The organism is Rhizobium albus, from assembly GCA_030160035.1.
Classification (GTDB): Bacteria; Pseudomonadota; Alphaproteobacteria; order Rhizobiales; family Rhizobiaceae; genus Georhizobium; species Georhizobium albus.
The window spans coordinates 1,159,511-1,182,468 of the sequence record BSNO01000003.1; the positions used below are offsets into that span (position 1 = coordinate 1,159,511).

19 protein-coding genes and 2 pseudogenes are annotated in these 22,958 nt (G+C 62.1%); 13 read left to right on the forward strand and 8 right to left on the reverse strand.

The genetic code is table 11. From position 1 onward, the window contains the following. Positions 1-163: 163 nt before the first annotated feature. The 8 genes and pseudogenes from QQL76_RS13235 to QQL76_RS13270 all read left to right on the forward strand — a co-directional run bounded on the left by QQL76_RS13235 (position 164) and on the right by QQL76_RS13270 (position 6,424). Positions 164-1,186, forward strand: a complete 1,023-nt coding sequence (locus QQL76_RS13235; RefSeq protein WP_499208038.1) for an ABC transporter substrate-binding protein — start codon at positions 164-166, stop codon at positions 1,184-1,186. Beyond that, positions 1,183-1,998, forward strand: a complete 816-nt coding sequence (locus QQL76_RS13240; protein ID WP_499208039.1) for an ABC transporter ATP-binding protein — start codon at positions 1,183-1,185, stop codon at positions 1,996-1,998. The genes QQL76_RS13235 and QQL76_RS13240 overlap by 4 nt, the downstream gene beginning before the upstream one ends. After that, positions 1,995-2,870: an ABC transporter permease gene (locus QQL76_RS13245; RefSeq protein ID WP_499208040.1), complete on the forward strand. Its 876-nt coding sequence runs from the start codon at positions 1,995-1,997 to the stop codon at positions 2,868-2,870. Before QQL76_RS13240 ends, QQL76_RS13245 begins: the two co-directional genes overlap by 4 nt. 35 nt (positions 2,871-2,905) lie before the next feature. Further along, positions 2,906-3,634 carry a GntR family transcriptional regulator gene (locus QQL76_RS13250; RefSeq protein WP_499208041.1) on the forward strand — a complete coding sequence of 243 codons (729 nt, stop codon included), beginning with the start codon at positions 2,906-2,908 and terminating at the stop codon, positions 3,632-3,634. Between the two features lie 125 nt (positions 3,635-3,759). Next, a pseudogene (locus tag QQL76_RS13255) lies at positions 3,760-4,125 on the forward strand (VOC family protein); the annotation flags it as partial. Between the two features lie 33 nt (positions 4,126-4,158). Then, positions 4,159-4,731 (forward strand): CoA-binding protein, encoded by a 573-nt coding sequence (locus QQL76_RS13260; protein ID WP_499208374.1) that lies wholly within the window; start codon positions 4,159-4,161, stop codon positions 4,729-4,731. 65 nt (positions 4,732-4,796) lie between these two features. Further along, on the forward strand, positions 4,797-6,080 hold the full coding sequence (locus tag QQL76_RS13265; protein WP_499208042.1) for an O-acetylhomoserine aminocarboxypropyltransferase: 1,284 nt from the start codon (positions 4,797-4,799) through the stop codon (positions 6,078-6,080). After that, positions 6,080-6,424: a cupin domain-containing protein gene (locus QQL76_RS13270; protein WP_499208043.1), complete on the forward strand. Its 345-nt coding sequence runs from the start codon at positions 6,080-6,082 to the stop codon at positions 6,422-6,424. Before QQL76_RS13265 ends, QQL76_RS13270 begins: the two co-directional genes overlap by 1 nt. 9 nt (positions 6,425-6,433) lie before the next feature. On the opposite strand, the gene QQL76_RS13275 is transcribed toward QQL76_RS13270, so the two are convergent. Beyond that, positions 6,434-7,678 carry a cytochrome P450 gene (locus QQL76_RS13275; protein ID WP_499208044.1) on the reverse strand — a complete coding sequence of 415 codons (1,245 nt, stop codon included), beginning with the start codon at positions 7,676-7,678 and terminating at the stop codon, positions 6,434-6,436. A gap of 105 nt (positions 7,679-7,783) precedes the next feature. Between QQL76_RS13275 and QQL76_RS13280 the strand changes: the two are divergent. From QQL76_RS13280 to hupB, 5 genes and pseudogenes are all read left to right on the forward strand, one after another. Beyond that, positions 7,784-8,883 (forward strand): annotated as a pseudogene (locus tag QQL76_RS13280) (NAD(P)/FAD-dependent oxidoreductase). Between the two features lie 138 nt (positions 8,884-9,021). Beyond that, positions 9,022-9,654, forward strand: coding sequence for an ATP-dependent Clp protease proteolytic subunit (locus QQL76_RS13285; protein ID WP_126010692.1), 633 nt, complete (start codon positions 9,022-9,024; stop codon positions 9,652-9,654). A 341-nt stretch (positions 9,655-9,995) separates the two neighbouring features. After that, the gene (gene clpX / locus QQL76_RS13290) at positions 9,996-11,273 is read left to right on the forward strand and encodes an ATP-dependent Clp protease ATP-binding subunit ClpX (RefSeq protein WP_126010691.1); all 1,278 of its coding nucleotides are present in this window, start codon (positions 9,996-9,998) and stop codon (positions 11,271-11,273) included. 318 nt (positions 11,274-11,591) lie between these two features. Next, a complete protein-coding gene (lon, locus tag QQL76_RS13295; RefSeq protein WP_499208045.1) occupies positions 11,592-14,009 on the forward strand; it encodes an endopeptidase La in 2,418 nt (805 codons plus the stop codon). A 215-nt stretch (positions 14,010-14,224) separates the two neighbouring features. Then, positions 14,225-14,497 (forward strand): DNA-binding protein HupB, encoded by a 273-nt coding sequence (hupB, locus tag QQL76_RS13300; RefSeq protein WP_126010689.1) that lies wholly within the window; start codon positions 14,225-14,227, stop codon positions 14,495-14,497. 88 nt (positions 14,498-14,585) lie between these two features. On the opposite strand, the gene QQL76_RS13305 is transcribed toward hupB, so the two are convergent. Genes QQL76_RS13305 through QQL76_RS13335 form a run of 7 tightly spaced genes read right to left on the reverse strand, consistent with a single transcriptional unit; the run spans position 14,586 to position 22,877 of the window. Continuing rightward, positions 14,586-16,220 carry a M20/M25/M40 family metallo-hydrolase gene (locus QQL76_RS13305; protein ID WP_499208046.1) on the reverse strand — a complete coding sequence of 545 codons (1,635 nt, stop codon included), beginning with the start codon at positions 16,218-16,220 and terminating at the stop codon, positions 14,586-14,588. Beyond that, entirely contained in the window at positions 16,213-17,247 is a 1,035-nt protein-coding gene (locus tag QQL76_RS13310) for a class 1 fructose-bisphosphatase (RefSeq protein ID WP_499208047.1), read from the reverse strand. The genes QQL76_RS13305 and QQL76_RS13310 overlap by 8 nt, the downstream gene beginning before the upstream one ends. Before the next feature lie 32 nt (positions 17,248-17,279). Next, positions 17,280-18,254 (reverse strand): peptide ABC transporter ATP-binding protein, encoded by a 975-nt coding sequence (locus QQL76_RS13315; protein ID WP_499208048.1) that lies wholly within the window; start codon positions 18,252-18,254, stop codon positions 17,280-17,282. After that, on the reverse strand, positions 18,251-19,273 hold the full coding sequence (locus tag QQL76_RS13320; protein WP_499208049.1) for an ABC transporter ATP-binding protein: 1,023 nt from the start codon (positions 19,271-19,273) through the stop codon (positions 18,251-18,253). Before QQL76_RS13320 ends, QQL76_RS13315 begins: the two co-directional genes overlap by 4 nt. Then, a complete protein-coding gene (locus QQL76_RS13325) occupies positions 19,273-20,211 on the reverse strand; it encodes an ABC transporter permease family protein (RefSeq protein WP_499208050.1) in 939 nt (312 codons plus the stop codon). Before QQL76_RS13325 ends, QQL76_RS13320 begins: the two co-directional genes overlap by 1 nt. 9 nt (positions 20,212-20,220) lie before the next feature. Further along, positions 20,221-21,225 carry an ABC transporter permease gene (locus QQL76_RS13330; RefSeq protein WP_499208051.1) on the reverse strand — a complete coding sequence of 335 codons (1,005 nt, stop codon included), beginning with the start codon at positions 21,223-21,225 and terminating at the stop codon, positions 20,221-20,223. Between the two features lie 56 nt (positions 21,226-21,281). Beyond that, positions 21,282-22,877: an ABC transporter substrate-binding protein gene (locus QQL76_RS13335; RefSeq protein WP_499208052.1), complete on the reverse strand. Its 1,596-nt coding sequence runs from the start codon at positions 22,875-22,877 to the stop codon at positions 21,282-21,284. Between the last annotated feature and the right edge of the window lie 81 nt (positions 22,878-22,958).

Sequence of the window (22,958 nt, forward strand, 5' to 3'; positions counted from 1 at the left end):
TGCCGGCGCAACAGACGCCAGTTGTGAAATCGATGAAAAACGGTTTAACGCAAAAAAATAGATATTTGACAACAAAAAAATGAAAAGTATGGTTTGAAGCGTGGCGGCGCCACAGGTCCGATTGGGAGTTCGGGCCGAATTCAACATCCAAGGGAGGATGGCTATGCATGGATATCGGAATTGGCGGATCGCGTTCGCAGCGTCACTGCTCGTTGCTGCTCCGCTCGGCGTGACGGCGGCGAATGCCCAGGACATGATGCAGCTGACGGTGGCGGTGCCGAACCCGTCGGCGATCAACAACTTCCCGCTCTTCGTGGCCATGGGCGAGGGCTATTTCGCCGAGGAAGGGCTGGAGCTCACGGTCGAAGCTTTGAATGGGTCTGCGGCCGTTCTCCAGGTGATGGCATCCGGCCAGGCGCAGATCGGCAACCCGGGACCCGGCCCGCTGCTCTCAGCCCGTGCGCGCGGTGAAGACGTCGTCTTCATCTACAACCAGTATCCGAAATCCATCTTCGGCCTCATGGTGCCGGAAGAATCCGAAGCGCAGGGACCGGCTGATCTCGACGGCGCAACCGTTGGTGTGGGCACGGCCGACGGCGCCGAAGTGGCGTTCACACGCGGCATTCTTCAGGATGCTGGCCTTACGGAAGGCGAAAATTACACGTTCCTCACCGTTGGTGATGGCGGCACGGCAGCCGCTGCGTTCCTCGGCGAGGAAGTCGATGCGTATGCCGCTGCCGTCAGCGATGCGGCCATCATCGAGTCTCGCGGCATTCCGCTGCGTGAAATCACGCCTGAGGAATATTTGTCCTTCTTCGGCAATGGCTGGGCGGTCACGGGCCAGTTCATCGAAGAGAACCCGGAAGCGGTTGAAGGCTTCGGTCGTGCGCTGGTGCGGGCCACCCGCTTCGGTCTCGACCCGGCCAACCGTGAAAAGGTTCTCGAGCACACGACGGCCGGCAATCCCCAGGAAGGCGAGGACACCGAGTTCGCCAACGCGCTGCTCGATGCCGTGATGGAGCGCATCCAGCCGGTCGACGACAGCAATGGCTACGGCTACCAGCCGCCGGAGCACTGGGAAGCCTGGCACCAGAGCCAGCTCGACACGGGCGGTCTTGCCGAACCACTGGAAAATCTCGAGGAAGCCTACAACAACGACTTCGTCGAAGCGTGGAACGCGCAATGACCTTAGCGGCACAAAAAGCCGCGGCAGTGCAGGCCGACCTAAAGGGTCGGCCTGTCTATCAGTTGCGCGGCGTTTCCAAGCACTATGCCCACGGGCATATCAAGGCACTCGATACGATCGACCTGACTTTGCGGGAGGGCACGTTCTCATCCGTAATCGGTCCGTCGGGATGCGGAAAATCCACGCTTCTGAAGATCATGGCGGGTCTCGTCTCGCCGACCAGGGGCAGCGTCGTGCTCGAAGGCAAGCCCGTCACCGGTGCACGCCGCGACATCGGCATGATGTTCCAGCAGGCGACGCTCTTTCCCTGGCGCACGACGGTGGAAAACATCCTGCTGCCGATCGAGGTACGCGATGGCCGCGCCGCCGCCAAGGCAGCACGTGGGGCGGCAGAGGAACTGCTCAACACGGTAGGCCTGAAGGGCTTTGAGGATGTCTATCCGACGCAATTGTCGGGCGGCATGGCGCAGCGCGCTGCCATCTGCCGGATGCTCGTCACCAAACCGAGCGTACTTCTTCTCGACGAGCCCTTCAGCGCGCTCGACGAGCTCGCCCGTGATTTCATGAACATCGAGCTTCAGCGCATCTGCCTGGAGCGCAACGCCACCGCGTTTCTGGTCACGCACTCCATCCCGGAAGCCGTCTTCCTGTCGGACATCGTCTACGTCATGTCGTCGCGGCCCGGTCAGTTCGTCGAGACGATCGAGATCGACCTGCCGCGGCCGCGCACCGTGGAGATGCTCGTCGATCCAGCCTTCGGTCAGTATGTAAACCGTATCCGCAACCGTCTGGACAAGGGAGCCTTCGTATGAGCTCGGTATCGACGGATATTCCCATTCACGCCGACGGCGAGACGGTCTTCCCGGACACTGTCTGGGAGGAAGAGGTCGCCTTCATCGACCGCATCCCGCGCCCGATTGCGATGATCGGCATCCTGATCGTGTTCATCGCCGTCTGGCAGGGGCTCACTTCCTTCGGCATCGTCTCGCGCATCATCCTGCCGACGCCGTGGGAGACGGCGAAGGACATCGTGTTCGTCGGCAAGAATCTTTTCAGCGGCGGCTACATGCTGGAGGCCTTCTGGATGACGACCAAGGCGGTGCTGATGGGCTTCGTCTATGCTCTGATCTTCGGCTTCTCGCTCGGCATTCTCGTTGGCGAAACCTCCTTCGGCGAACGGGCTGTGCTGCCTTATCTCGTCGCGATCGACACGATGCCGAAGGTCGCTTTCGCGCCGCTGTTCCTGGCATGGCTCGGCTTCGGCATTGCATCCAAGGTGGCGCTCGCGGCCTTCATCGCGACCTTTCCGATCGTCGTGGCCGTCGCGGCCGGCCTGCACGCGGCCGACGACAATGCCTGCATGCTCTTTCGCACCATGGGCGCGACCCGCTGGCAGACGCTCTTCAAGATGAAGCTGCCGACGGGCCTGCCGCATATCTTCACTGGTTTGAAGATCGCGGCGGTGGGGGTCATGGCCGGCGCGATCACGGCGGAGTTTCTGGGGGGCGGAAACGGCTTCGGCGAATTGATCCGGGTTGCTGCATCCCAGCTTAATACGCCGCGCGTCTTTTCCCTGATCCTCTATCTCAGCCTGCTCGGCTTCGCGCTATTCTGGTCCGTGGTCTGGCTTGAGCGCCGTTTGGTGTTTTGGCATAGCTCCACCGTCTCGGGCATCAACAAATAGGGATGGCGCAATGAGCGCCATCGGCATCGGAATCCATGACAATCATCGAGGCATTCGATTCGAAATCGTCCGCTGGCGAGGCGCGGCGGGAAAAGACCACGGCCGCGACCCTCGTCTATCGGGAACTGCGCCGTGACATTCTTCAGGGCCGCCTGAAGCCGAAGCAAAAGCTGCTGATCGAGGCTTTGGCCGAGCACTATCAGGTCGGCGCCAACCCGGTGCGCGAAGCCCTGAACCGCCTCTCCAGCGAACGGCTCGTCGATCGCGAAGAGCAGCGGGGCTTCTTCGTGCCGCCGCTCTCCCTCAGCCACTTCCGCGAACTGGTGACGACGCGCTGCTGGCTGGAGTCGCGCGCGCTGGAGGAGTCGATCGCCAACCGCACGGACGTATGGGAAGAGCGCATCGTGGTCGCCTTCCACCGCCTGTCGCGCACACCCTTCAAGGCTCCTCGAGAAGATGGACAGGCCGAGAACCACGAGTGGGAAGCACGGCACCGCGTCTTCCACGAAGCCTTGATTTCCAACTGCGGATCGTCCTGGCTTCTGAAGTTTTGCGGCGAGCTCATGGATCAGGTGGAGCGCTACCGCTACATCTCCATGACGACCACCTATCCTCGGCGGGATTCGAACGAGGAACACAGGCTGATCATGGAAGCGACGCTGGATGGCGACGCCGCGACGGCCACGGAACGGCTGGTGTCGCAGTATCAGCTGACCCTGAAGCTGCTTGAAGAACAGTCGTTCTTTCCCGGCGCAGACGACTGAGCCCACTTTCGAATATCTGCGTGAACCTCGACCTTGCCCGCCAGTTTCGCTAGACCTCGCGGAGCCGGCGCCGTTGCTGCGCGATCAGGTGGTCGGCGTCGGCGCGAGGGGCGGAGGACATCAGAATGACTTTACCGGAACCGCGTATCTCGCTCATCACGCTCGGCGTGCAGGATCTGAAGCGCGCGACCGCGTTCTACGAAGCGCTCGGCTGGCGCCGCGCGGCACCGTCGCAGCCGAGCGTCACCTTCATCCAGTTGGGGAACATCGTCCTGTCGCTCTTCTCATGCGAAGAGCTTGCGAAGGATGCTGGGGTCTCCGCAACGGGCGACGGATTTTCAGGCATCACGCTCGCCTACAATGCCCGCTCCACCGACGAAGTGGACGCGATCGTGGCGCGGGCGATCGAGTGCGGCGGCACTTTGGTAAAACAGCCCGAAAAGGTCTTTTGGGGCGGCTATTCGGGCTACTTCGCAGATACCGAAGGGCATCTCTGGGAGGTCGCCCACAACCCGTTCTTCGCAATGGACGATGCCGGAAACCTGAAGCTGCCGCTCGTCGACCACGATCGCTATGACGACGCCTACATTGCCGACGCTCTGCGGTCGGTTAAATCGATCGCCATCGTCGGCGCTTCGGCCAACTCCGTTCGGCCGAGCTACTTCGTCGCCAAATACATGATCGACAAGGGGTACACCGTTTTCCCCGTCAATCCAGGCCAGGCGGGGAAGGAAATTCTCGGACGCCCGGTTTCCGCAACGCTCGCGGACCTTCCGCAGCCCGTGGATATGGTCGATATTTTCCGGGCATCGGACGCGGTGCCTGGCGTAACGGACGAGATCCTGGCCATGCCGGTGCTGCCCAAGGTCGTGTGGATGCAGTTGACGGTGCGCGATGATGCATCGGCCGAGCGGCTTGAGAAGGCGGGGATCAAGGTGGTGATGAACCGGTGCCCGAAGATCGAATATGCGCGCTTGTCCGGCGAGATCGGGTGGAGCGGCGTCAACAGCCGCCGGATTTCATCGCGCAAGCCGATGATGCGCTCGGGCTACCAGAGTTTCGGGATCGTCGCTCAAAACGATGATTCGGACGATTAGGATTTGATGCTACCGGCTTGGGGCGCTTGGCCTTTCAAGCCGAGACACAGTGGAGGAGAAAGCTCATGTCGAAGAACGAACCGGGATTTGCGACGCTTGCCATCCATGCGGGCGCGCAGCCAGATCCGACGACCGGGGCGCGGGCGACGCCGATCTACCAGACCACGAGCTTCGTTTTCAACGATGCCGATCACGCAGCATCGCTTTTCGGCCTGCAGGCCTTCGGCAACATCTACACCCGCATCATGAACCCGACGCAAGCGGTGCTCGAAGAGCGCATCGCAGCGCTCGAAGGCGGCACGGCGGCCCTGGCGACGGCGTCCGGCCATGGTGCGCAGTTGCTGGTCTTCCACAACATCATGCGTCCTGGCGACAATTTCCTCGCGGCCAGACGACTTTACGGCGGCTCGATCAACCAGTTCGGCCACGCCTTCAAGAATTTCGACTGGCAGGTGCGCTGGGCCGACCCGGCCGATCTCTCCTCATTCGAGAGCCAGATCGATGAGCGCACCAAGGCGATTTTCATCGAAAGTCTCGCCAACCCGGGCGGGACCTTCACCGATATTCAGGCGATCGCCGATCTCGCCCACAGGCATGGTCTGCCGCTGATCGTCGACAACACGATGGCTTCGCCCTACCTGCTGCGTCCGCTGGAGCATGGCGCCGACATCGTCGTCCATTCGCTGACGAAATTCATCGGTGGCCACGGCAATTCCATGGGCGGCATCATCGTCGATGGCGGCACCTTCGACTGGTCCGCATCGGGCAAATACCCGATGCTTTCGGAGCCGCGGCCGGAATATAACGGCATCGTGCTGCACGAAACCTTCGGCAATTTCGCTTTTGCCATCGCCGCGCGCGTGCTTGGCCTGCGCGATTTCGGCCCGGCGATTTCGCCGATGAACGCGTTCCTGCTGCTCATGGGCGTCGAGACGCTGCCGCTGCGCATGCAGCGCCATTGCGACAATGCGCTCGAAGTCGCCCGCTGGCTGAAGGCGCACGGCAAGGTGTCGTGGGTGAACTATGCCGGCCTGGCGGATGATCCGAACAACGCGCTTCAGAAGAAATACGCGCCGAAAGGCGCGGGCGCCGTCTTCACCTTCGGGCTGAAAGATGGCTACCAGGCCGGCATCCGCTTCGTCGAGGCGCTGGAGATGTTCTCGCACCTTGCCAATATCGGCGACACGCGCTCGCTCGTCATCCATCCGGCTTCCACGACACACCGCCAGCTGACCGAAGAGCAGCAGATCGCCGCCGGCGCTGGCCCCGACGTCGTGCGCCTGTCGATCGGCATCGAGGATGTCGCCGACATCATCGGCGATCTTTCCCAGGCACTGGACAAGGCGTAATGGTCAAGGCGCTGCGGGTCGAAACCGCCAATACCGAAGCGGAGGCCGGCGCGCCTCCGCCGGAGCGCATCATGTCAGGTGACCCGCGCTTCACCACCTGGAACATCGAAGACAATGGCAGGGGTCTCTATGCCGGCGTCTGGGAAGCGACGCCGGGCAAATGGGTCATCTCCTACGAGGAGTGGGAGTATTTCCGCGTCATCTCCGGCCTCTCGATCGTGACGGAAGAGGGTGGCGAGCCGGTCCGATACGGTCCGGGCGACGCCGGCATCATCCGCCCCGGCTTTCGCGGCACCTGGGAAGTCGTGGAAACGACCCGCAAGGATTACGTCATCTCTATCTGACGGCGTCTGTCACCAGCGGCAGGCGAGGCGCTCGAGCCCGTGGAAATGATAGCTGTCGCGGTAGCGCGGCGGCTCTCCGAGCGAAAGACCCGGCAGCCGTTCAAAGAGAATCGGCAGCGAAACCTGCATTTCCAGCCGCGCGAGTGGCGCGCCGATGCAGAAATGGATGCCGGCGCCGAAGGAGACGTTCGCGCCGTCACTGCGAGCGGTGTCGAACAGGTCGGCGTTTTCGAAGCGTCGCGGGTCGCGATTGGCCGCACCCAGCATCAGCCCGATCCTGTCGCCCTTCTTCAGCGCAATGCCGTCCTCGAGCACGACATCCTGCAGCGCGTAGCGCGTGAACATGTGGAGCGGCGCATCGAAGCGCAGGGCTTCCTCTACGGTCGCGGCCGTGGATCGCTCGTCGGCAAAGAGAACCGCCGGATCGCTGCCTGCCTCCAGGATCGTCTTCACCGCATTGCCGGTCTGGTGCACGGTCGCTTCGTGGCCGGCGTTGAGCAGCAGGATCGCGGTCGAGATCAACTCGTCCTCGCTTAACCGGCCGCCATCCTGTTCGGCGGCGATCATGTGGCTGATCAGATCGTCGCGTGGGTCGGTGCGCCGCTTGCCGACAAGGCCGCGCAGATAGGCGGCAAAGTCCCGAGCGGCCGTATTCGCATCGTCCTCGGCGGCGCGGTCGCGGCCGAACATGTACATGCGCACCATGCGGTGCGACCAGTCGAGCAGGTCGGGCACCCGATCGTCCGGAACCCCGAGCATGCGGGCAATCACGGTGGCGGGAATGATTTCGGCATAGGCCGACAGAAGCTCGGCTTCGCCGTTTCCCTCAAAGCCGTCGATCAGCTGATGGCAGAGCGCGGCGATCTCCGGTCGCAGACGGTCGACGTGGCGCGAAACGAATGCCCGGTTGACCAGCGTGCGCAGCCTGGTGTGGACCGGCGGCTCCAGTTCCAGCAGCGAATGTGCTTCGACCGCGTCGAACTCGGCGAGGTGGGAGGCCGGCTCCGGCAGGCCGAGCTCGTCGCGCGTTGCCACATGCAAGATCTGGCGGCCGAACCGCCGATCCCGCAGCAGCGCGTTTACGGCATCAAAGTCGGCAAAGCACCAGAAACCGTAGTCTTTCCAGAAGAATGCGAGCGCCTGCGCATGCAGCGCGGCATAGACCGGATAGGGATCGGTGAAGAACGCCGGATCGCGCGGATCGAGCGACAGGTGCCGCTCATCGAGCGCCAGAAGAGGTGCGTGTGCGCCCAAACCATATCCTTTCAGCGGATTTTGCCGTAGTTCGGCAAGCGATAAGCACGGGGCTTCGCTTTGTGAAGCCCGCCCGTGCAGCGAGCCTGAGAAGTGAGGCATGAAATGAATATCATCATCGTGGGTGCCGGCATCGCGGGCCTCTCGACTGCCTGGTCCCTGGTCAAGGCCGGTCATCAGGTGACGCTCATCGAGCAGGGACCGATCCCTAATCCGCTGGCCGCGTCCGGCGATCACCACCGCATCATCCGCCGGGCCTATGGCAAGGCGTCCGGCTATGGGCGCGCCATCACGGAGGCCTATGACGCCTGGGACGAGCTATGGGCTGATCTCGGCGAAAGCCATCTGGATGCCCGTGGCTTCATGTGCATTTCGCGCGAGCCCGGCGACGAGGCAGAAGAGATGCGCGACGGCCTGGCTGAGGGCGGCTACCCGTTCGAGGAGTTGGATGCCGCCGAGACCGCGCGACGCTATCCTTTCCTCGACGAGCAGGCGATCCGCTTCGCATTCACCTCGCCTGAGGGCGGTGCACTACACTGCCGGCGCATTGCGTCGGGGCTCGCCACCTGGCTGCGTGCTGCCGGGCGCAGCTGGAAGAAGACGCCAAGGTCATCGCCGTGGATGCCGAGGCGGGTGCGGTGCTGCTGGAGGATGGCCGTCGTTTCGAGGCCGACCAGGTGGTCGTCACGGCCGGTGCCTGGGTCCTGAAGCTTTTTCCGCATTTGGGCGTCGACCTGAAGACCTATCGCACCGCCGTCGTCTATCTCGATCCACCGGCCGAATTTGCCGAGGCTTGGGCCATGGCGCCCGTCATCCTCGACGTCGGCGGCAAGACGGATGGCTACATCATCCCGCCATCGGGCGACGGTGGTCTTAAGTTCGGTTCGGGGCTGCACAAGAGACCGCACGACGATGCCGATGTGCAACGCGAGCCGGCTGAAGGCGAGGGGGAGACGATCCGCGACCTCTTTGCGCCCCCATTCCTGCGCCTTGCAGAGTATCAAGTGCGCCAGACCGTAACCTGCGCCTACACCTTCACCGAGGATCAGCGATTCTACGCCGCCGAATTCGGCCGATGCGTCGCCGTCTCCGCCTGTTCGGGGCATGGCTACAAATTTGGCGCTGCGGTGGGGCGTCGGGTCGCGCGCTTCGTCAACGACCAAAATTTTGCGGCTCTGCAATCCTGGCTCAGGGCCGATCCTTAAGGTTAAGACGTCGAGCCCATTTCAATCCATGGGTCTCGTCTTGAAGACAGGCATATCCACACTCTATGTAAGGAATGGCAGGATTACGTGATTCTCGTGGCCGGTTCGGAGCCGCAAGTTTTTTCAAGGACTGATTGCATGACAAGAACGGTTGATACCGCAATGGCGCTGGTGCCGATGGTCGTCGAGCAGACGAACCGCGGCGAACGTTCCTACGACATCTTCTCGCGCCTTCTGAAAGAGCGGATCATCTTCATCACCGGTCCGGTCGAGGACCAGATGGCGACGCTCGTCTGCGCACAGCTGCTTTTCCTCGAGGCTGAAAATCCGAAGAAGGAAATCGCGCTCTACATCAATTCGCCGGGCGGCGTCGTCACGGCCGGCATGGCGATTTACGATACCATGCAGTTCATCAAGCCGGCGGTTTCGACGCTCTGCGTCGGCCAGGCGGCATCGATGGGCTCGCTTCTGCTGTGCGCCGGCCACAAGGACATGCGCTTTGCGACGCCGAATGCCCGCATCATGGTGCACCAGCCTTCGGGCGGCTTCCAGGGCCAGGCATCCGACATCGAGCGCCACGCCCAGGACATCATCAAGATGAAGCGCCGCCTCAACGAGGTCTACGTCCAGCACACCGGACAAGATTATGACACGATTGAGCGTACGCTGGACCGCGATCACTTCATGACGTCGGAAGAAGCCCGAGATTTCGGCATCGTCGACAAGGTCATCGCGTCGCGCGAGGCAATGGAGCAAGAAGCCGCGAAGTGACGGCTTGGACCGATTGAGCAGGCGACCCGATCGGGCGGCTGCTGCGCCATGTGGGGCGAAGCAGCCGTTCTAACGCGGCAAGTGTGACGATCCGGTCTCACCGGGCAACAAAGTCGTAGCGGCTAGCCTGTTCGTAACCGTGCTGGATTGTTGCCGAGGCTCGGCAAATCTGATTTTGTCAACCCTCAGGCTATAGATGTCGCTATAGGACATCAATTGGTGCCGGATACAGGCGACCCCCACCATCCAGGGTCGCTGACGAAGGGCACCCGGGCGGCATGCCCGAACGCAGATTGAACAGGTTTCGGCACCCTTGTCGAAAGTGCTGGAAGGGAATGGATATGAGCAAGGTCAGCGGCGGCAATAGCGGCGACTCCAAGAATACGCTTTATTGCTCTTTCTGCGGCAAGAGCCAGCACGAGGTGCGCAAGCTCATCGCAGGTCCGACCGTTTTCATCTGCGATGAATGCGTCGAACTCTGCATGGACATCATCCGCGAGGAAAATAAATCCTCGATGGTCAAGTCGCGCGACGGCGTGCCCACGCCACAGGACATCATCAAGGTTCTCGACGAGTATGTGATCGGCCAGCAGCAGGCCAAGCGCATCCTCTCGGTCGCGGTGCACAACCACTACAAGCGCCTGGCGCACGCAGCGAAGAATTCCGACGTGGAACTCTCCAAGTCGAACATTCTGCTGGTGGGGCCGACGGGTTGCGGCAAGACCTATCTTGCCCAGACGCTCGCGCGCATCATCGACGTGCCGTTCACGATGGCCGACGCGACCACGCTGACCGAAGCCGGCTATGTGGGCGAAGACGTCGAGAACATCATCTTGAAGCTGCTTCAGTCGGCCGATTACAATGTCGAGCGGGCGCAGCGCGGCATCGTCTATATCGACGAAGTCGACAAGATCTCGCGCAAGTCGGACAATCCCTCGATCACCCGCGACGTGTCGGGCGAGGGCGTCCAGCAGGCGCTTCTGAAGATCATGGAAGGCACGGTCGCATCCGTTCCTCCGCAGGGCGGTCGCAAGCACCCCCAGCAGGAATTCCTGCAGGTGGATACAACGAACATCCTCTTCATCTGCGGCGGCGCATTCGCCGGCCTCGACAAGGTCATTTCGGCGCGTGGCGAGAAGACGTCGATCGGCTTCGGTGCGACGGTCAAGGCTGCTGAAGATCGCCGCGTCGGCGAAGTATTGCGCGACCTGGAGCCGGAAGATCTGGTGAAGTTCGGTCTCATCCCGGAATTCATCGGCCGTCTGCCGGTCATCGCAACGCTCGAAGATCTCGACGAGGATGCTCTCATCCAGATCCTGTCGGAGCCCAAGAACGCGCTGGTGAAGCAGTATCAACGCCTGTTCGAGATGGAAGATGTCGACCTGACCTTCCACGAGGATGCGCTTCGTGCCATCGCCAAGCGGGCCATCACCCGCAAGACCGGCGCTCGCGGCCTCCGCTCGATCATGGAGAAGATCCTGCTCGACACGATGTTCGAGCTGCCGGCGCTGGAAGGCGTGCGCGAGGTCGTCATCTCAGACGACGTGGTCGATGGTGCCGCGCGCCCGCTTTACATCTACTCCGAGCGCGAAGAGGAAAAGGGCAACGCGACAGCGTGATCCCGACCCCCTATCGGCTCTGAAAGTCTCGGCCGAAAGCCCGCCCCACAGGCGGGCTTTCGTGTTTCTGGAACTTCGGCCCCCGTCCCTTTCGAAGAGCTGTTGATGCTGAGAAATTCGCGACGTTTTGACAATTGCATGACAGCCGCTTTCCGAAGGATGATGATGTGACTCGTGGCCGTGGCGGCCACTTGAAACGCGTACGGGATAACGCCACTTAACTTTCAACGATCGAGGGCTCCAAACCCCCGTTTTCCGCCGATCGGCGGCTCCCGCTAGTGCCGCAAGGCACGCCCCGCGGGCAAGAAAGGAAGATTGATGACCGACAAGACCATGACAGCAGCCGCGGATGCCTATCCCGTCCTCCCGCTGCGCGACATCGTTGTGTTCCCACACATGATCGTGCCGCTCTTCGTGGGCCGTGAAAAATCCATCCGCGCACTGGAAGAGGTCATGGGTGGCGACAAGCAGATCCTGCTTGCAACCCAGACCAACGCTGGCGACGACGATCCGGAACCCTCCGCAATCTACAAGATCGGAACGGTTGCAAACGTCCTGCAACTTTTGAAACTGCCGGACGGCACCGTGAAGGTGCTGGTCGAAGGACGCGCGCGCGCCGAGATCACCGGCTATTCGGACCAGACCGATTATTACGAAGCGACTGCCAAGCCGCTCGACGAGCCGACCGAAGATCCGGTCGAACTCGAGGCGCTGGCGCGTTCGGTCGTCACCGAATTCGAAAGCTATGTGAAGCTCAACAAGAAGATCTCGCCGGAAGTCGTCAGCGCGGCCAGCCAGATCGACGATTATTCCAAGCTCGCCGATACGGTCGGCTCGCACCTGTCCATCAAGATCAGCGAAAAGCAGGACATGCTGTCCACGCTTTCGGTGAAGAAGCGTCTGGAAATGGCGCTCGGCTTCATGGAAGGCGAGATCTCTGTTCTGCAGGTTGAGAAGCGCATCCGCTCGCGCGTCAAGCGCCAGATGGAGAAGACCCAGCGCGAGTATTATCTCAACGAGCAGATGAAGGCGATCCAGAAGGAACTCGGCGACGGCGACGACGAGCGCGACGAGATGGCCGAACTGGTCGAGCGCATCCAGAAGACCAAGCTGTCGAAGGAAGCGCGCGAGAAGGCCGATGCCGAGCTCAAGAAGCTGAAGCAGATGAGCCCGATGTCGGCGGAAGCCACCGTCGTGCGCAACTACCTCGACTGGCTGCTCGGCCTGCCGTGGGGCAAGCGATCCAAGATCAAGACCGACCTCAACAATGCCGAGATGATCCTGGAGACCGATCACTACGGTCTAGACAAGGTCAAGGAACGCATCGTCGAGTATCTCGCCGTCCAGGCGCGGTCCAACAAGATAAAGGGCCCGATCCTCTGCCTCGTCGGCCCTCCCGGCGTCGGCAAGACCTCGCTCGCCCAGTCGATCGCCAAGGCGACCGGCCGCGAATACATCCGTATGGCGCTTGGCGGCGTGCGGGACGAAGCTGAAATCCGCGGCCACCGTCGCACCTATATCGGCTCGATGCCTGGCAAGGTCATCCAGTCGATGAAGAAGGCGAAGAAGGCCAATCCGCTCTTCCTGCTCGACGAAATCGACAAGATGGGCATGGACTTCCGCGGCGATCCGTCATCGGCGCTCCTGGAAGTCCTCGATCCGGAACAGAACTCGACCTTCATGGACCACTATCTTGAGGTCGAATACGACCTCTCGAACGTGATGTTCATCACGACGGCGAACACGCTGAACATCCCTGCGCCCCTGATGGACCGCATGGAGATCATCCGTATCGCCGGCTACACCGAAGACGAGAAACTGGAGATCGCCAAGCGTCACCTTCTGCCGAAGGCGATCCGCGATCACGCTCTTCAGCCAAGCGAGTTCTCTGTGTCGGACGCGGCGCTGATGGAAGTCATCCGCACCTACACGCGTGAAGCAGGTGTCCGCAGTCTGGAACGCGAGCTGATGAAGCTTGCCCGAAAGGCCGTGACGCGGATCCTGAAGGACAAGGACCTGAAGACGATCGAGGTGACGCCGGAAAACGTTTCGGAATTCCTCGGCGTGCCGCGCTATCGCCACGGCGAGATCGACGGCGAAGATCAGGTCGGCGTCGTCACGGGTCTGGCCTGGACCGAGGTCGGCGGCGAATTGCTGACGATCGAAGGCGTCATGATGCCCGGCAAGGGCAAGATGACGGTGACCGGCAATCTGAAGGACGTGATGAAGGAATCGATTTCCGCAGCGGCATCCTATGTCCGCTCGCGTGCCGTCGATTTCGGCATCGAGCCGCCGCTCTTCGACAAGCGCGACATCCACGTGCACGTGCCGGAAGGCGCAACGCCGAAGGATGGTCCGTCGGCCGGTGTGGCCATGGTAACGGCGATCGTGTCGGTCATGACCGGCATCCCGGTTCGCAAGGATGTCGCCATGACGGGTGAGATCACTCTGCGTGGTCGTGTCCTGCCGATCGGTGGATTGAAGGAGAAGCTTCTCGCGGCGCTTCGCGGCGGCATCAAGAAGGTGCTGATTCCCGAGGAAAACGCGAAGGATCTTCCGGAAATCCCGGACAACGTGAAGAACGGCCTGGAAATCGTTCCGGTCTCGCGCCTCGGCGAGGTGCTGGAACATGCGCTGACGCGGGTACCGGAACCGATCGAATGGGATGCGGCATCGGCAAGCACTGTCGTTGCCCCGGAACTCGCCGACGATCACGGTGTGACCATCGCGCACTGACGCTTAAACGGCCACCTGCAGCGGGCATCATGTTCACGCTGCGACAACCAAGTGGAAAACCGGGCCAAGTGCCCGGTTTTTTCGTAGTGATATGCTGAAAACGCTGGAAAACCGGGCTTTTCCGTGCGATTGGCATTCGATTGCCAGGCGTCTGGACTAGGATGCCGAGCCAGTTTCAGTGAAACGTTTCGTACCAATTGGAAAGGGGTGGAAACATGAACAAGAATGAACTCGTCGCTGCCGTCGCCGAGAAGACCGGCATGGCAAAGACCGAGGCGGGCTCCGCTGTTGAGGCCGTCTTCGAAGTCATCACCGGCGAATTGAAGTCGGGTGGCGACGTGCGCCTCATTGGTTTTGGAAATTTTTCGGTATCGCGCCGCGAAGCTTCGAAGGGCCGTAACCCCTCGACTGGCGCGGAAGTGGACATCCCGGCACGCAACGTTCCCAAGTTCTCTGCCGGTAAGGGCCTCAAGGACTCCGTCAACTAAGACGGTCCTCAAGGACGGAAATTCGAAAAGCCCGGGTTTTCGCCCGGGCTTTTTTGTTGGAACTGAACTGGAAGCCCACGCTGAGGGTTCAAGCCCTCAGGACATCGTCGATCACGGTTGCCAAGAGATCTGGCAGAACGCGAAACGTGTAGTCGCCGTGGGTCCTCTCCAGGAAATGGTGATAGTCGCGACCCCATGGGCCGATATTCACGGTTGGGATCGGCGGATAGCCCGCATCTTCGGCAAAGCGGATCGAAGACCCCCAGAGCGGCATTTGCTCCCGGATACCCTCGAGGCTTGCCGAGGCGTTGCGCGCAAGGAAGCTGATGTCCGAAATGGCGGGGAAGAACTCGCGGGATTCCACCGACAGCTCTTCCTGCACTGCGATCCTCGCCATCGCGGCCTCGATTATCTTGCGTGTAAGCGCGGCGGCTTCGTCCGATGGCCATGCGATGGCAGGGTAGGGTGTCGATGCGATCCCGATCACAACGGCGGCGCCCGGAAGCTGTGCTGCATCCAGCGTCAGTTCCATCAGCCGGCGTGACCGCTCGGGAAGGTCGAAGCCCGATTGCTCCAGTTCCGCCGCCGCCTGATCGAACTGGTTGTCGAACTCGGGACTGGCGGCTCGGGCACGTTCGCGCAGTTCGGCAAAGGTCAGGATCGAGACGTCGTCCCAGAGCGGGCTTGCAGAAAGCTTGAACGAAGCCGCGCGCTCCTTCATGCGACTGGCAGCACGGGCAACAGCAGCCCCAGCCATCTCGCGCGCCATGACGATGATGTCTTCCGGGCGCCGGCGGTGCATCAGCACGTTCCAGTAAAGCCAGGCCCGTCCCGGCGTCGTGACGTTGTAGACGCTCTTTGCATCCTTGAGCGACAGCGCCGTTGGCGGCGCGGCGACCTCGTCGCCCGTCATCTCGCCCAGCGCCGGCGCGCATTCGAATTCGATCGCGAGCTCCGCCGCAAGATAGGCCGCGTTGATGCCGTCGAACGGGTAGCAGGCGTGGGCATCCTTGCCGGCGACGAACGCGCTCAAAAGCACCTTGCCGATCGTGCCGAAGGTTGCGACCCGGCCGTTTTGACCCGTCTCGGCATCGCAGGTCGCATCGAGATTGAGAGCGACGATGGGCTGAAGTCCACGTGATTGCAAAAACTGGGGCAGCATGGCCGAGACCGCGCGCATGCCGGCAGAGTTTTCCTCCTCGTCCGGCGTCGCAATCAACAGCAAGTTTCCGATGCGATCGTCGCTTTCTGCAAACTGCTCCAGCACGGCAAGCCCTGCCGCCACGCCGGATTTCATGTCGAGCATACCGCGACCGGGCACGAATTCGCCGCTCTGTAGATCGGCAAGTGCCTGGGGATAGCCGCCAGTGGCTTCGAGCCGTGCGATCAGGCCTTCCCGCAGCGCATCCGGTGATCCCGCAAGCTCCGAGAGGTCGCCATAGTCATCGACAGGCACGACATCGAAATGGCCAGCCAGGATGATGGTCCGACTTCCTGAACCCCGCACGAGCGCCAGCACATTGGCCCGGCCGTTGGGATCGCCCTCGATCGGGGCGAGCGTGAGATCGGCGGGATTGGCTTTGAAGTACGGGTGCTCGGCGATGAGCCCGTGCAACCGGCTGGCAAAGGCCGCTTCGTCAGGCGTGCCGGTGACGCTCGGCCACCCGACGAGCGTGTGGGAGAGCGCGCGGGCACGCTCCGTCAGCCGCTCGCGCTCACGCACGGTCGCGCGTGCTCTCGCTCGCTTCGCGGTGATAGGCGGCGACGGTCTCGACTTCTTCGCGCGACCCCATGATGACGCTGACGCGCTGGTGCAGTTTTTCAGGCTGCACGTCGAGGATGCGCTCGTAGCCGGTGGTTGCCACACCGCCTGCCTGCTCCATCAGGAAGCCCATCGGGTTCGCCTCGTACATCAGGCGCAGCTTGCCCGGCATGTCCGGCTTCCGCTTGTCCCAGGGATACATGAAGATGCCGCCGCGCTTCAGAATGCGGTGGATGTCGGCGACCATCGAGGCCGTCCAGCGCATGTTGAAGTCCTTGCCGCGCGGGCCGGTCTTGCCTGCAAGACACTCGTCCACATAGCGCTGCATGGGCGCATCCCAGTGCCGCTGGTTCGACATGTTGATGGCATACTCGGCGCTGGTTTCCGGTACCCGAAGCCGCTCGTCGGACAGGACCCAGGAGCCCATCTCGCGGTCGAGCGTGAACTCGTAGACGCCCGTGCCGACCGTCAGGATCAGAAGGGTCTGCGGACCGTAGATCGCATAACCGGCAGCAACCTGGCGCGTGCCCGGCTGCAGGAAGTCCTCTTCGCGGATTTCGCGGCCCGATGCGTCGGCTGGCGCCTCAAGCACGGAGAAGATGGTGCCGACCGACAGATCGACGTCGATGTTGCTGGAGCCATCGATCGGATCATAGACCAGCAGATATTCGCCCTTGGGGTAGCGGTTCGGAATGCGATGGATGGTGTCCATCTCTTCGGACGCCATGGCGGCGAGATGGCCGCCCCACTCGTTGGCGTCGATCAGAAACTCGTTGGCGAGAACGTCGAGCTTCTTCTGCACCTCGCCCTGGACGTTTTCACTGTCGAGCGAGCCGAGATTGCCGCCAAGCGCTCCCTTGTTGATCGTATGGCTGATCGCTTTGCAGGCGCGCGCGACGATCTCGATCAGAAGGCGCAGTTGTGCCGGAAGCGCTTCTTCCTTCCGCTGCTGCTCGATGAGAAACTGCGTCAGTGTCTTGCGCTTCATGGCTCGGTCCTCCGCTAAAAACTGGCAACGTTCTAGGCCGCGACGCTTTTTTCCATCGACAGCGGGAAGAAGCAAGCGGCATCGCGGCCTTCAACCGGCATCAATGGCGGCATCTCGCGCCGGCACTTGTCTTCGGCGCGCCAGCAGCGCGGATTGAACGGACAGCCGGGCGGCGGATTGAGCGGGGAGGGCAGTTCGCCCGTAAGCGGAATGCGCTCCTTCTGCCGCTCGGGATCGGCCATCGGCGTCGCCGAGAGCAGGGCCGCCGTATAAGGATGCTGCGGATCGGAGAACACGCGCTCGGCAGTGCCGAATTCCACGGGCTTGCCGAGATACATCACCATGATGTCGTCGGCGATGTGGCGCACGACCGACAGATCGTGGCTGATGAAGAGGTAGGCGAGGCCGAGCTCGTCCTGCAGGTCCATCAGGATGTTCAGCACCTGCGCCTGGATCGAGACGTCGAGCGCGGACACCGGCTCGTCCAGAACCAGGATCTTCGGGTTGAGCATCAGCGCGCGCGCAATGGCGATGCGCTGGCGCTGACCACCGGAGAACATGTGCGGATAGCGCTCGTAGTGCTCGGCACGCAGGCCCACGCGCGCCAGCATCTCGTGTGCCTTGCGGCGGCGCGTCGCGGAATCGTCACTGGTGTTGATCTTCAGCGGCTCCTCGAGGATCGCTCCGATCTTCTGGCGTGGGTTGAGCGAGCCGTAAGGGTTCTGAAAGATGATTTGCACCTTGCGGCGCAATTCTGCAGTTGGCCCGGTGACGGGAATGCCGTCGATCTTGAGCTCGCCCTCGGTCGGCGTCTCGATCATCGTGACGAGGCGGGCGAGCGTTGATTTCCCGCAACCGGATTCGCCCACGACGGCAAGCGTTTTGCCGGCTTCGAGACTGAAGGAAACGCCATTCAGCGCCTTGACCGTCGCCGGTGAACTGAAGGCGCCGCGCTTGACCTCGTAGTGGCGGTGCAGGTCGGTTCCTTGAAGGACAAGCTCACTCAAATCAGTTCCTCCTGCCGTTCTGCCAAGGCTGCTGCAGGCGCCGGATGGCCTTGCGGTACGCCATCGACGAGCGGGTAATTGCAGAGCGCGAGCCCGAGTGACGCCGGCTGGCGCTTCACGGTGCGGCGGCAAAGGTCGGTCGCAAAGCTACAGCGCGGCTCGAACAGGCAGGCCGGCGGCCGGTCATTCGGGCCCGGCACGACGCCTGGAATCGACGGCAAGCGCTTGTTGCCGCGCGCCCGCTCGGGAAGGGCGGCCAGAAGCGCGGCGGTGTAGGGATGATGCGGATCGCGGAAGAGTTCCCTGACCGGCTGCTCCTCCACCTTCTGGCCCGCATACTGAACCTGCACGCGCTCGGCGGTTTCGGCGACCACGCCCATGTCGTGCGTGATCAGGATCAGGCCCATGTCGGTCTCCTTCTGGAGCCGCACGAGAAGATCGAGAATCTGAGCCTGAATGGTGACGTCGAGCGCCGTCGTCGGCTCGTCGGCGATCAGGAGCTTCGGGTTGCAGGACAGCGCCATAGCGATCATCACGCGCTGGCTCATGCCGCCGGAAAGCTGGTGCGGGAAAGCCGAGAGACGTTCCGCCGGCGCGGGGATGCCGACCAGTTCCAGAAGCTCGATCGACCGCTGACGCCGCTCCTTGCGGCCGAGCCCGAGATGCTTGCGCAGCATTTCGCCGATCTGGAAACCGACGGTGAAGCACGGATTGAGGCTCGACATCGGCTCCTGGAAGATCATGGCGATATCCTTGCCGATGATCCTGCGCCGATCGCGCGCCGACATGCCGATGAGATCGTTGCCTTCGAAGCGCATCACATCCGCTTCGATTTTCGCCGTCCAGGGCAGGAGCCCCATCAGCGCCAGCATCGACACCGACTTGCCGGAGCCGGACTCGCCGACGATCGAAAGAATTTCGCCGGCATCGACGGTGAGGCTCACGCCATCCACCGCCTTGAAGGGGCCAGACGACGTGTCGAAAGTGACGGTGAGGTTTTCAAGTTCGAGAAGCGGCATCAGGACCTCTTCAGCTTGGGGTCGAGCGCATCACGCAGGCCATCGCCCATCAGGTTGATGGCGAGGACCGTGATCAGGATGGCAAGACCCGGGAAAGTGACGACCCACCAGGCGCGCAGGATGAATTCGCGCGCTTCCGCCAGCATCGTGCCCCATTCGGGTGTCGGCGGCTGGGCCCCCATGCCGAGGAAGCCGAGTGCTGCGGCGTCGAGGATCGCGTTGGAGAAGGAGAGCGTCGCCTGCACGATCAGCGGGGCGAGGCAGTTCGGCAGGATCGTCACGAACATCAGGCGCAGGCGGCTGGCACCGACGACGCGGGCGGACGTCACATATTCCCGCTCGCTTTCGGCCAGCACCGAAGCGCGCGTCAAACGCACGAAATGGGGCTGAAGCACGAGCGCAATGGCGATCATCGCATTGGTCAGGCCTGGGCCGAGAATGGCAACGAGGACGAGCGCCAGCAGGAGCGACGGGAAGGCGAGGATCACGTCCATGACGCGCATGATCACCGTATCGATCCAGCCTCGGAAAAAGCCCGCGACCAGGCCGAGCAGCACGCCGGACGAGACAGAAAGAATAACGACGACCACGCCGATGAAGAGCGAAAAGCGTGCGCCATACATCAGTCTCGAAAGCACATCGCGACCAACGGGATCCGTACCAAGGATATAAGCGCTGCGGCCGCCTTCCTCCCACATGGGCGGAATGAGCAATGCATCGCGGTTCTGGATCGTCGGCGCGTGCGGCGCCAGCAGCGGCGCGAACACGGCGATCGCGACGATGATCAGGAAGATCACGAGACCGATGACGGCGCCCTTGTTCTGGCTGAAATAGTACCAGAACTCCGAAAGGCCGGAACGTGGCTTCGCTGCGGTTTCGGGCACTCCCGCCTCGGTCCGTTCGTCGATGGCGGATTTTTCTGCTTCGATATGGGACATGGCCGCTTCCTAGTGCCGGATTCGCGGGTTTATCAGCCCGTAGAGCATGTCGACGAGAAGATTGACGAACATGATGATGATGGCGATCAGCAGGAGACCGCCCTGGACGACGGCGTAGTCGCGCCGGAAGACCGAATCGACCATCCACTTGCCAATGCCGGGCCAGGAGAAGATGGTTTCCGTCAGGATCGCGCCGGCAAGCAGCACGCCGACCTGAAGGCCGATCGTGGTGACGACCGGGATCATGGCGTTGCGCAGCGCATGGAGCCCGATGACGCGCCGTGGCGACAGTCCCTTCGAGCGCGCGGTCCGCACATAATCTTCGCCGAGAACCTCCAGCATGGCGGAGCGTGTCTGGCGCGCAATCACGGCAAGCGGAATGGTTGCGAGCACGATGGTCGGCAGGATCAGATGGCTGAGCGCCGACAGGAAAGCGCCGTCCTGACCCGACAAGAGGCTGTCGATCAGCATGAAACCGGTGACGGGCGGAAAGAAGTACAGCAGCGATATGCGGCCCGAAACCGGCGTCCAGCCGAGCGTTCCGGAAAAAAGGATGATGAGCAGCAGGCCCCACCAGAAGATCGGCATGGAATAGCCGACAAGCGCGGTACCCATGACGGTCTGGTCGATCCAGGTGCCGCGCTTGACTGCGGCCAGCACGCCAAGCGGGATACCGAGCGCCGTTGCCAGCACGATGGCGCAGAGGGCGAGCTCGATCGTGGCTGGAAACAGCGTGAAGAATTCGTCGAGCACCGGTCGGCGGGTCACGATCGAGGTGCCGAGATCGCCCTGCAGGATGCCCATGAGGTAGTCGAAATACTGAGCGACCAGCGGTCGGTCGAAGCCCATTTCAGCGCTCAGCTGCGCATAGCGCTCCGCGCTCATGCCCCGCTCGCCGGCAAGCAGCATGATCGGATCGCCGGGCAGCAGGCGGATGAACGCAAACGAGATGATCGAAACCCCGATGAAGGTCGGGATGATCAGCGCCAGCCGTGAGAGAAAGAACCGTAACATGGCAAAAACCGGGAGCGGCTCATCACCGCCCCCGGCTCCCTGTCTTTGAACAGACTTTATTCGGCGATGTCGACGCCGTCGAACGTCATGTCGCCGAGCGGGCTCTGAACGAAGCCGGTGACTTCGCTGCGCATCGGAACGTAGACGACCGAGTGAGCGATCGTTGCCCAGGGGGCTTCCTGCTTGAAGATTTCCTGAGCCTGCGTGTAGAGCTCGGCACGCTCTTCCTGGGTCGGAAGCGTCTTGGCTTCCTGGACGAGCGCATCGAACTCCTCGTTGCACCACTGAGCGCGGTTTGCGCCGCCAACAGCATCGCAGCCGAGAAGAACGGCGAGGAAGTTGTCCGGATCGCCGTTGTCGCCGGTCCAGCCGAGAAGCACAGCACCGTCGCGGTCTTCAGCCGAAGAACGCTCCAGATATTCGCCCCACTCGTAGGAGACGATCTCGACGTCGACGCCGATCGCATCGAAGTCGGCCTGCATCAACTCGGCCATGCGGCGTGCGTTCGGGTTGTACGGACGCGAAACGGGCATTGCCCAGATCTTCATCGAAAGATCGGTGACGCCGGCCTCTTCGAGAGCCGCGCGGGCAGCTTCCGGATCGTATTCATCGTCGACGAGGTTGTCGTTGTAGGACCACATTGTCGGCGGGATCGGTGCCTTGGCGACGGTGCCAGCGCCCTGGTAGACGGCGTCGATGATCGCCTGCTTGTTGATCGCCATGTTCAGCGCGCGGCGCACTTCAGGACGATCGAAGGGCTCCTGCGTCGTGTTGTAGGCGAAGTAGCCGACGTTCAGGCCTTCCTGTTCCATGACGGTCAGGTCGGCGTTCTGCTGCAGGCTTTCGAGGTCCGCCGGGTTCGGGTAGGCCATGATGTGGCACTCGCCCGCAGCCAGACGCTGCTGGCGAACCGAAGCGTCCGTCGTGATCGCGAAGACCAGATCGTCGATCGGCTCTACGCCAGCCCAGTAATCGTCGAAGGACGAGTAACGGATGGCGGCATCGGCCTGATAAGCGACGAACTGGAACGGGCCGGTGCCGATCGGCGCCTGGTTCAGCTGCTCGGGCGTGCCGGCTGCTTCGAGCTGGTCGGCATATTCCTTCGACATGATCGAAGCGAACGGCATGGCGAGGTTCGCGAGGAACGGTGCGTTCGGTGCCGTCAGCGTGAACTTGACCGTCAGATCGTCGACCTTTTCGATCGAAGCGACGAGGTCAGGCATCGACATGGAGTTGTAGTACTCCCACGAAGCGCCCGAAACATAGGCGTTGTAGGAATTTTCCGAATTGCCCTGGCGATCGAACGAGAAGATCACGTCATCGGCGTTCAGGTCGCGGGTGGGCGTGAAGCTGTCGCTGGAATGAAACTTGACGCCTTCACGAAGCTTGAAGGTGTATTCCAAGCCGTCTTCGGAGACTTCATAGCTTTCGGCAAGGCCGGGCTCGGTCTCGGTCGTGCCCTTCTTGAACTCCAAGAGGCGGTTGTAGATCGGGTGTGCGGAAGCGTCGAAGGTCGTGCCGGACGTGTAGAGCGCGGGGTCGAAGCCTTCCGGCGAGCCTTCCGAGCAATAAACGAGCGTCTTGGCCTGCGCAGCCGCTCCGAAGCAGGCCACGAGCATCGTCGTAGCCAAAAGCGTCTTGAGGTGACTCATAATAGCGTTCCCCTGGAACTGGTTTTGAAGGAAGTTTTCTTTTGAACGCCTGAACCGATCCGAATTGGTGGAGAAAACGGC

Excerpts from the sequence above, each read along its gene's own strand:
- clpX (WP_126010691.1), top strand. The coding sequence starts at position 9,996 with ATGAGCAAGGTCAGCGGCGGCAATAGCGGCGACTCCAAGAATACGCTT.
- QQL76_RS13285 (WP_126010692.1), top strand. The coding sequence starts at position 9,022 with ATGACAAGAACGGTTGATACCGCAATGGCGCTGGTGCCGATGGTCGTC.
- QQL76_RS13250 (WP_499208041.1), top strand. The coding sequence starts at position 2,906 with ATGACAATCATCGAGGCATTCGATTCGAAATCGTCCGCTGGCGAGGCG.
- QQL76_RS13325 (WP_499208050.1), bottom strand. The coding sequence starts at position 20,211 with ATGTCCCATATCGAAGCAGAAAAATCCGCCATCGACGAACGGACCGAG.
- QQL76_RS13245 (WP_499208040.1), top strand. The coding sequence starts at position 1,995 with ATGAGCTCGGTATCGACGGATATTCCCATTCACGCCGACGGCGAGACG.
- hupB (WP_126010689.1), top strand. The coding sequence starts at position 14,225 with ATGAACAAGAATGAACTCGTCGCTGCCGTCGCCGAGAAGACCGGCATG.
- QQL76_RS13270 (WP_499208043.1), top strand. The coding sequence starts at position 6,080 with ATGGTCAAGGCGCTGCGGGTCGAAACCGCCAATACCGAAGCGGAGGCC.
- QQL76_RS13265 (WP_499208042.1), top strand. The coding sequence starts at position 4,797 with ATGTCGAAGAACGAACCGGGATTTGCGACGCTTGCCATCCATGCGGGC.
- QQL76_RS13320 (WP_499208049.1), bottom strand. The coding sequence starts at position 19,273 with ATGCCGCTTCTCGAACTTGAAAACCTCACCGTCACTTTCGACACGTCG.
- QQL76_RS13240 (WP_499208039.1), top strand. The coding sequence starts at position 1,183 with ATGACCTTAGCGGCACAAAAAGCCGCGGCAGTGCAGGCCGACCTAAAG.
- QQL76_RS13260 (WP_499208374.1), top strand. The coding sequence starts at position 4,159 with ATGGACGATGCCGGAAACCTGAAGCTGCCGCTCGTCGACCACGATCGC.
- QQL76_RS13310 (WP_499208047.1), bottom strand. The coding sequence starts at position 17,247 with ATGAAGCGCAAGACACTGACGCAGTTTCTCATCGAGCAGCAGCGGAAG.
- QQL76_RS13330 (WP_499208051.1), bottom strand. The coding sequence starts at position 21,225 with ATGTTACGGTTCTTTCTCTCACGGCTGGCGCTGATCATCCCGACCTTC.
- QQL76_RS13335 (WP_499208052.1), bottom strand. The coding sequence starts at position 22,877 with ATGAGTCACCTCAAGACGCTTTTGGCTACGACGATGCTCGTGGCCTGC.
- lon (WP_499208045.1), top strand. The coding sequence starts at position 11,592 with ATGACCGACAAGACCATGACAGCAGCCGCGGATGCCTATCCCGTCCTC.
- QQL76_RS13235 (WP_499208038.1), top strand. The coding sequence starts at position 164 with ATGCATGGATATCGGAATTGGCGGATCGCGTTCGCAGCGTCACTGCTC.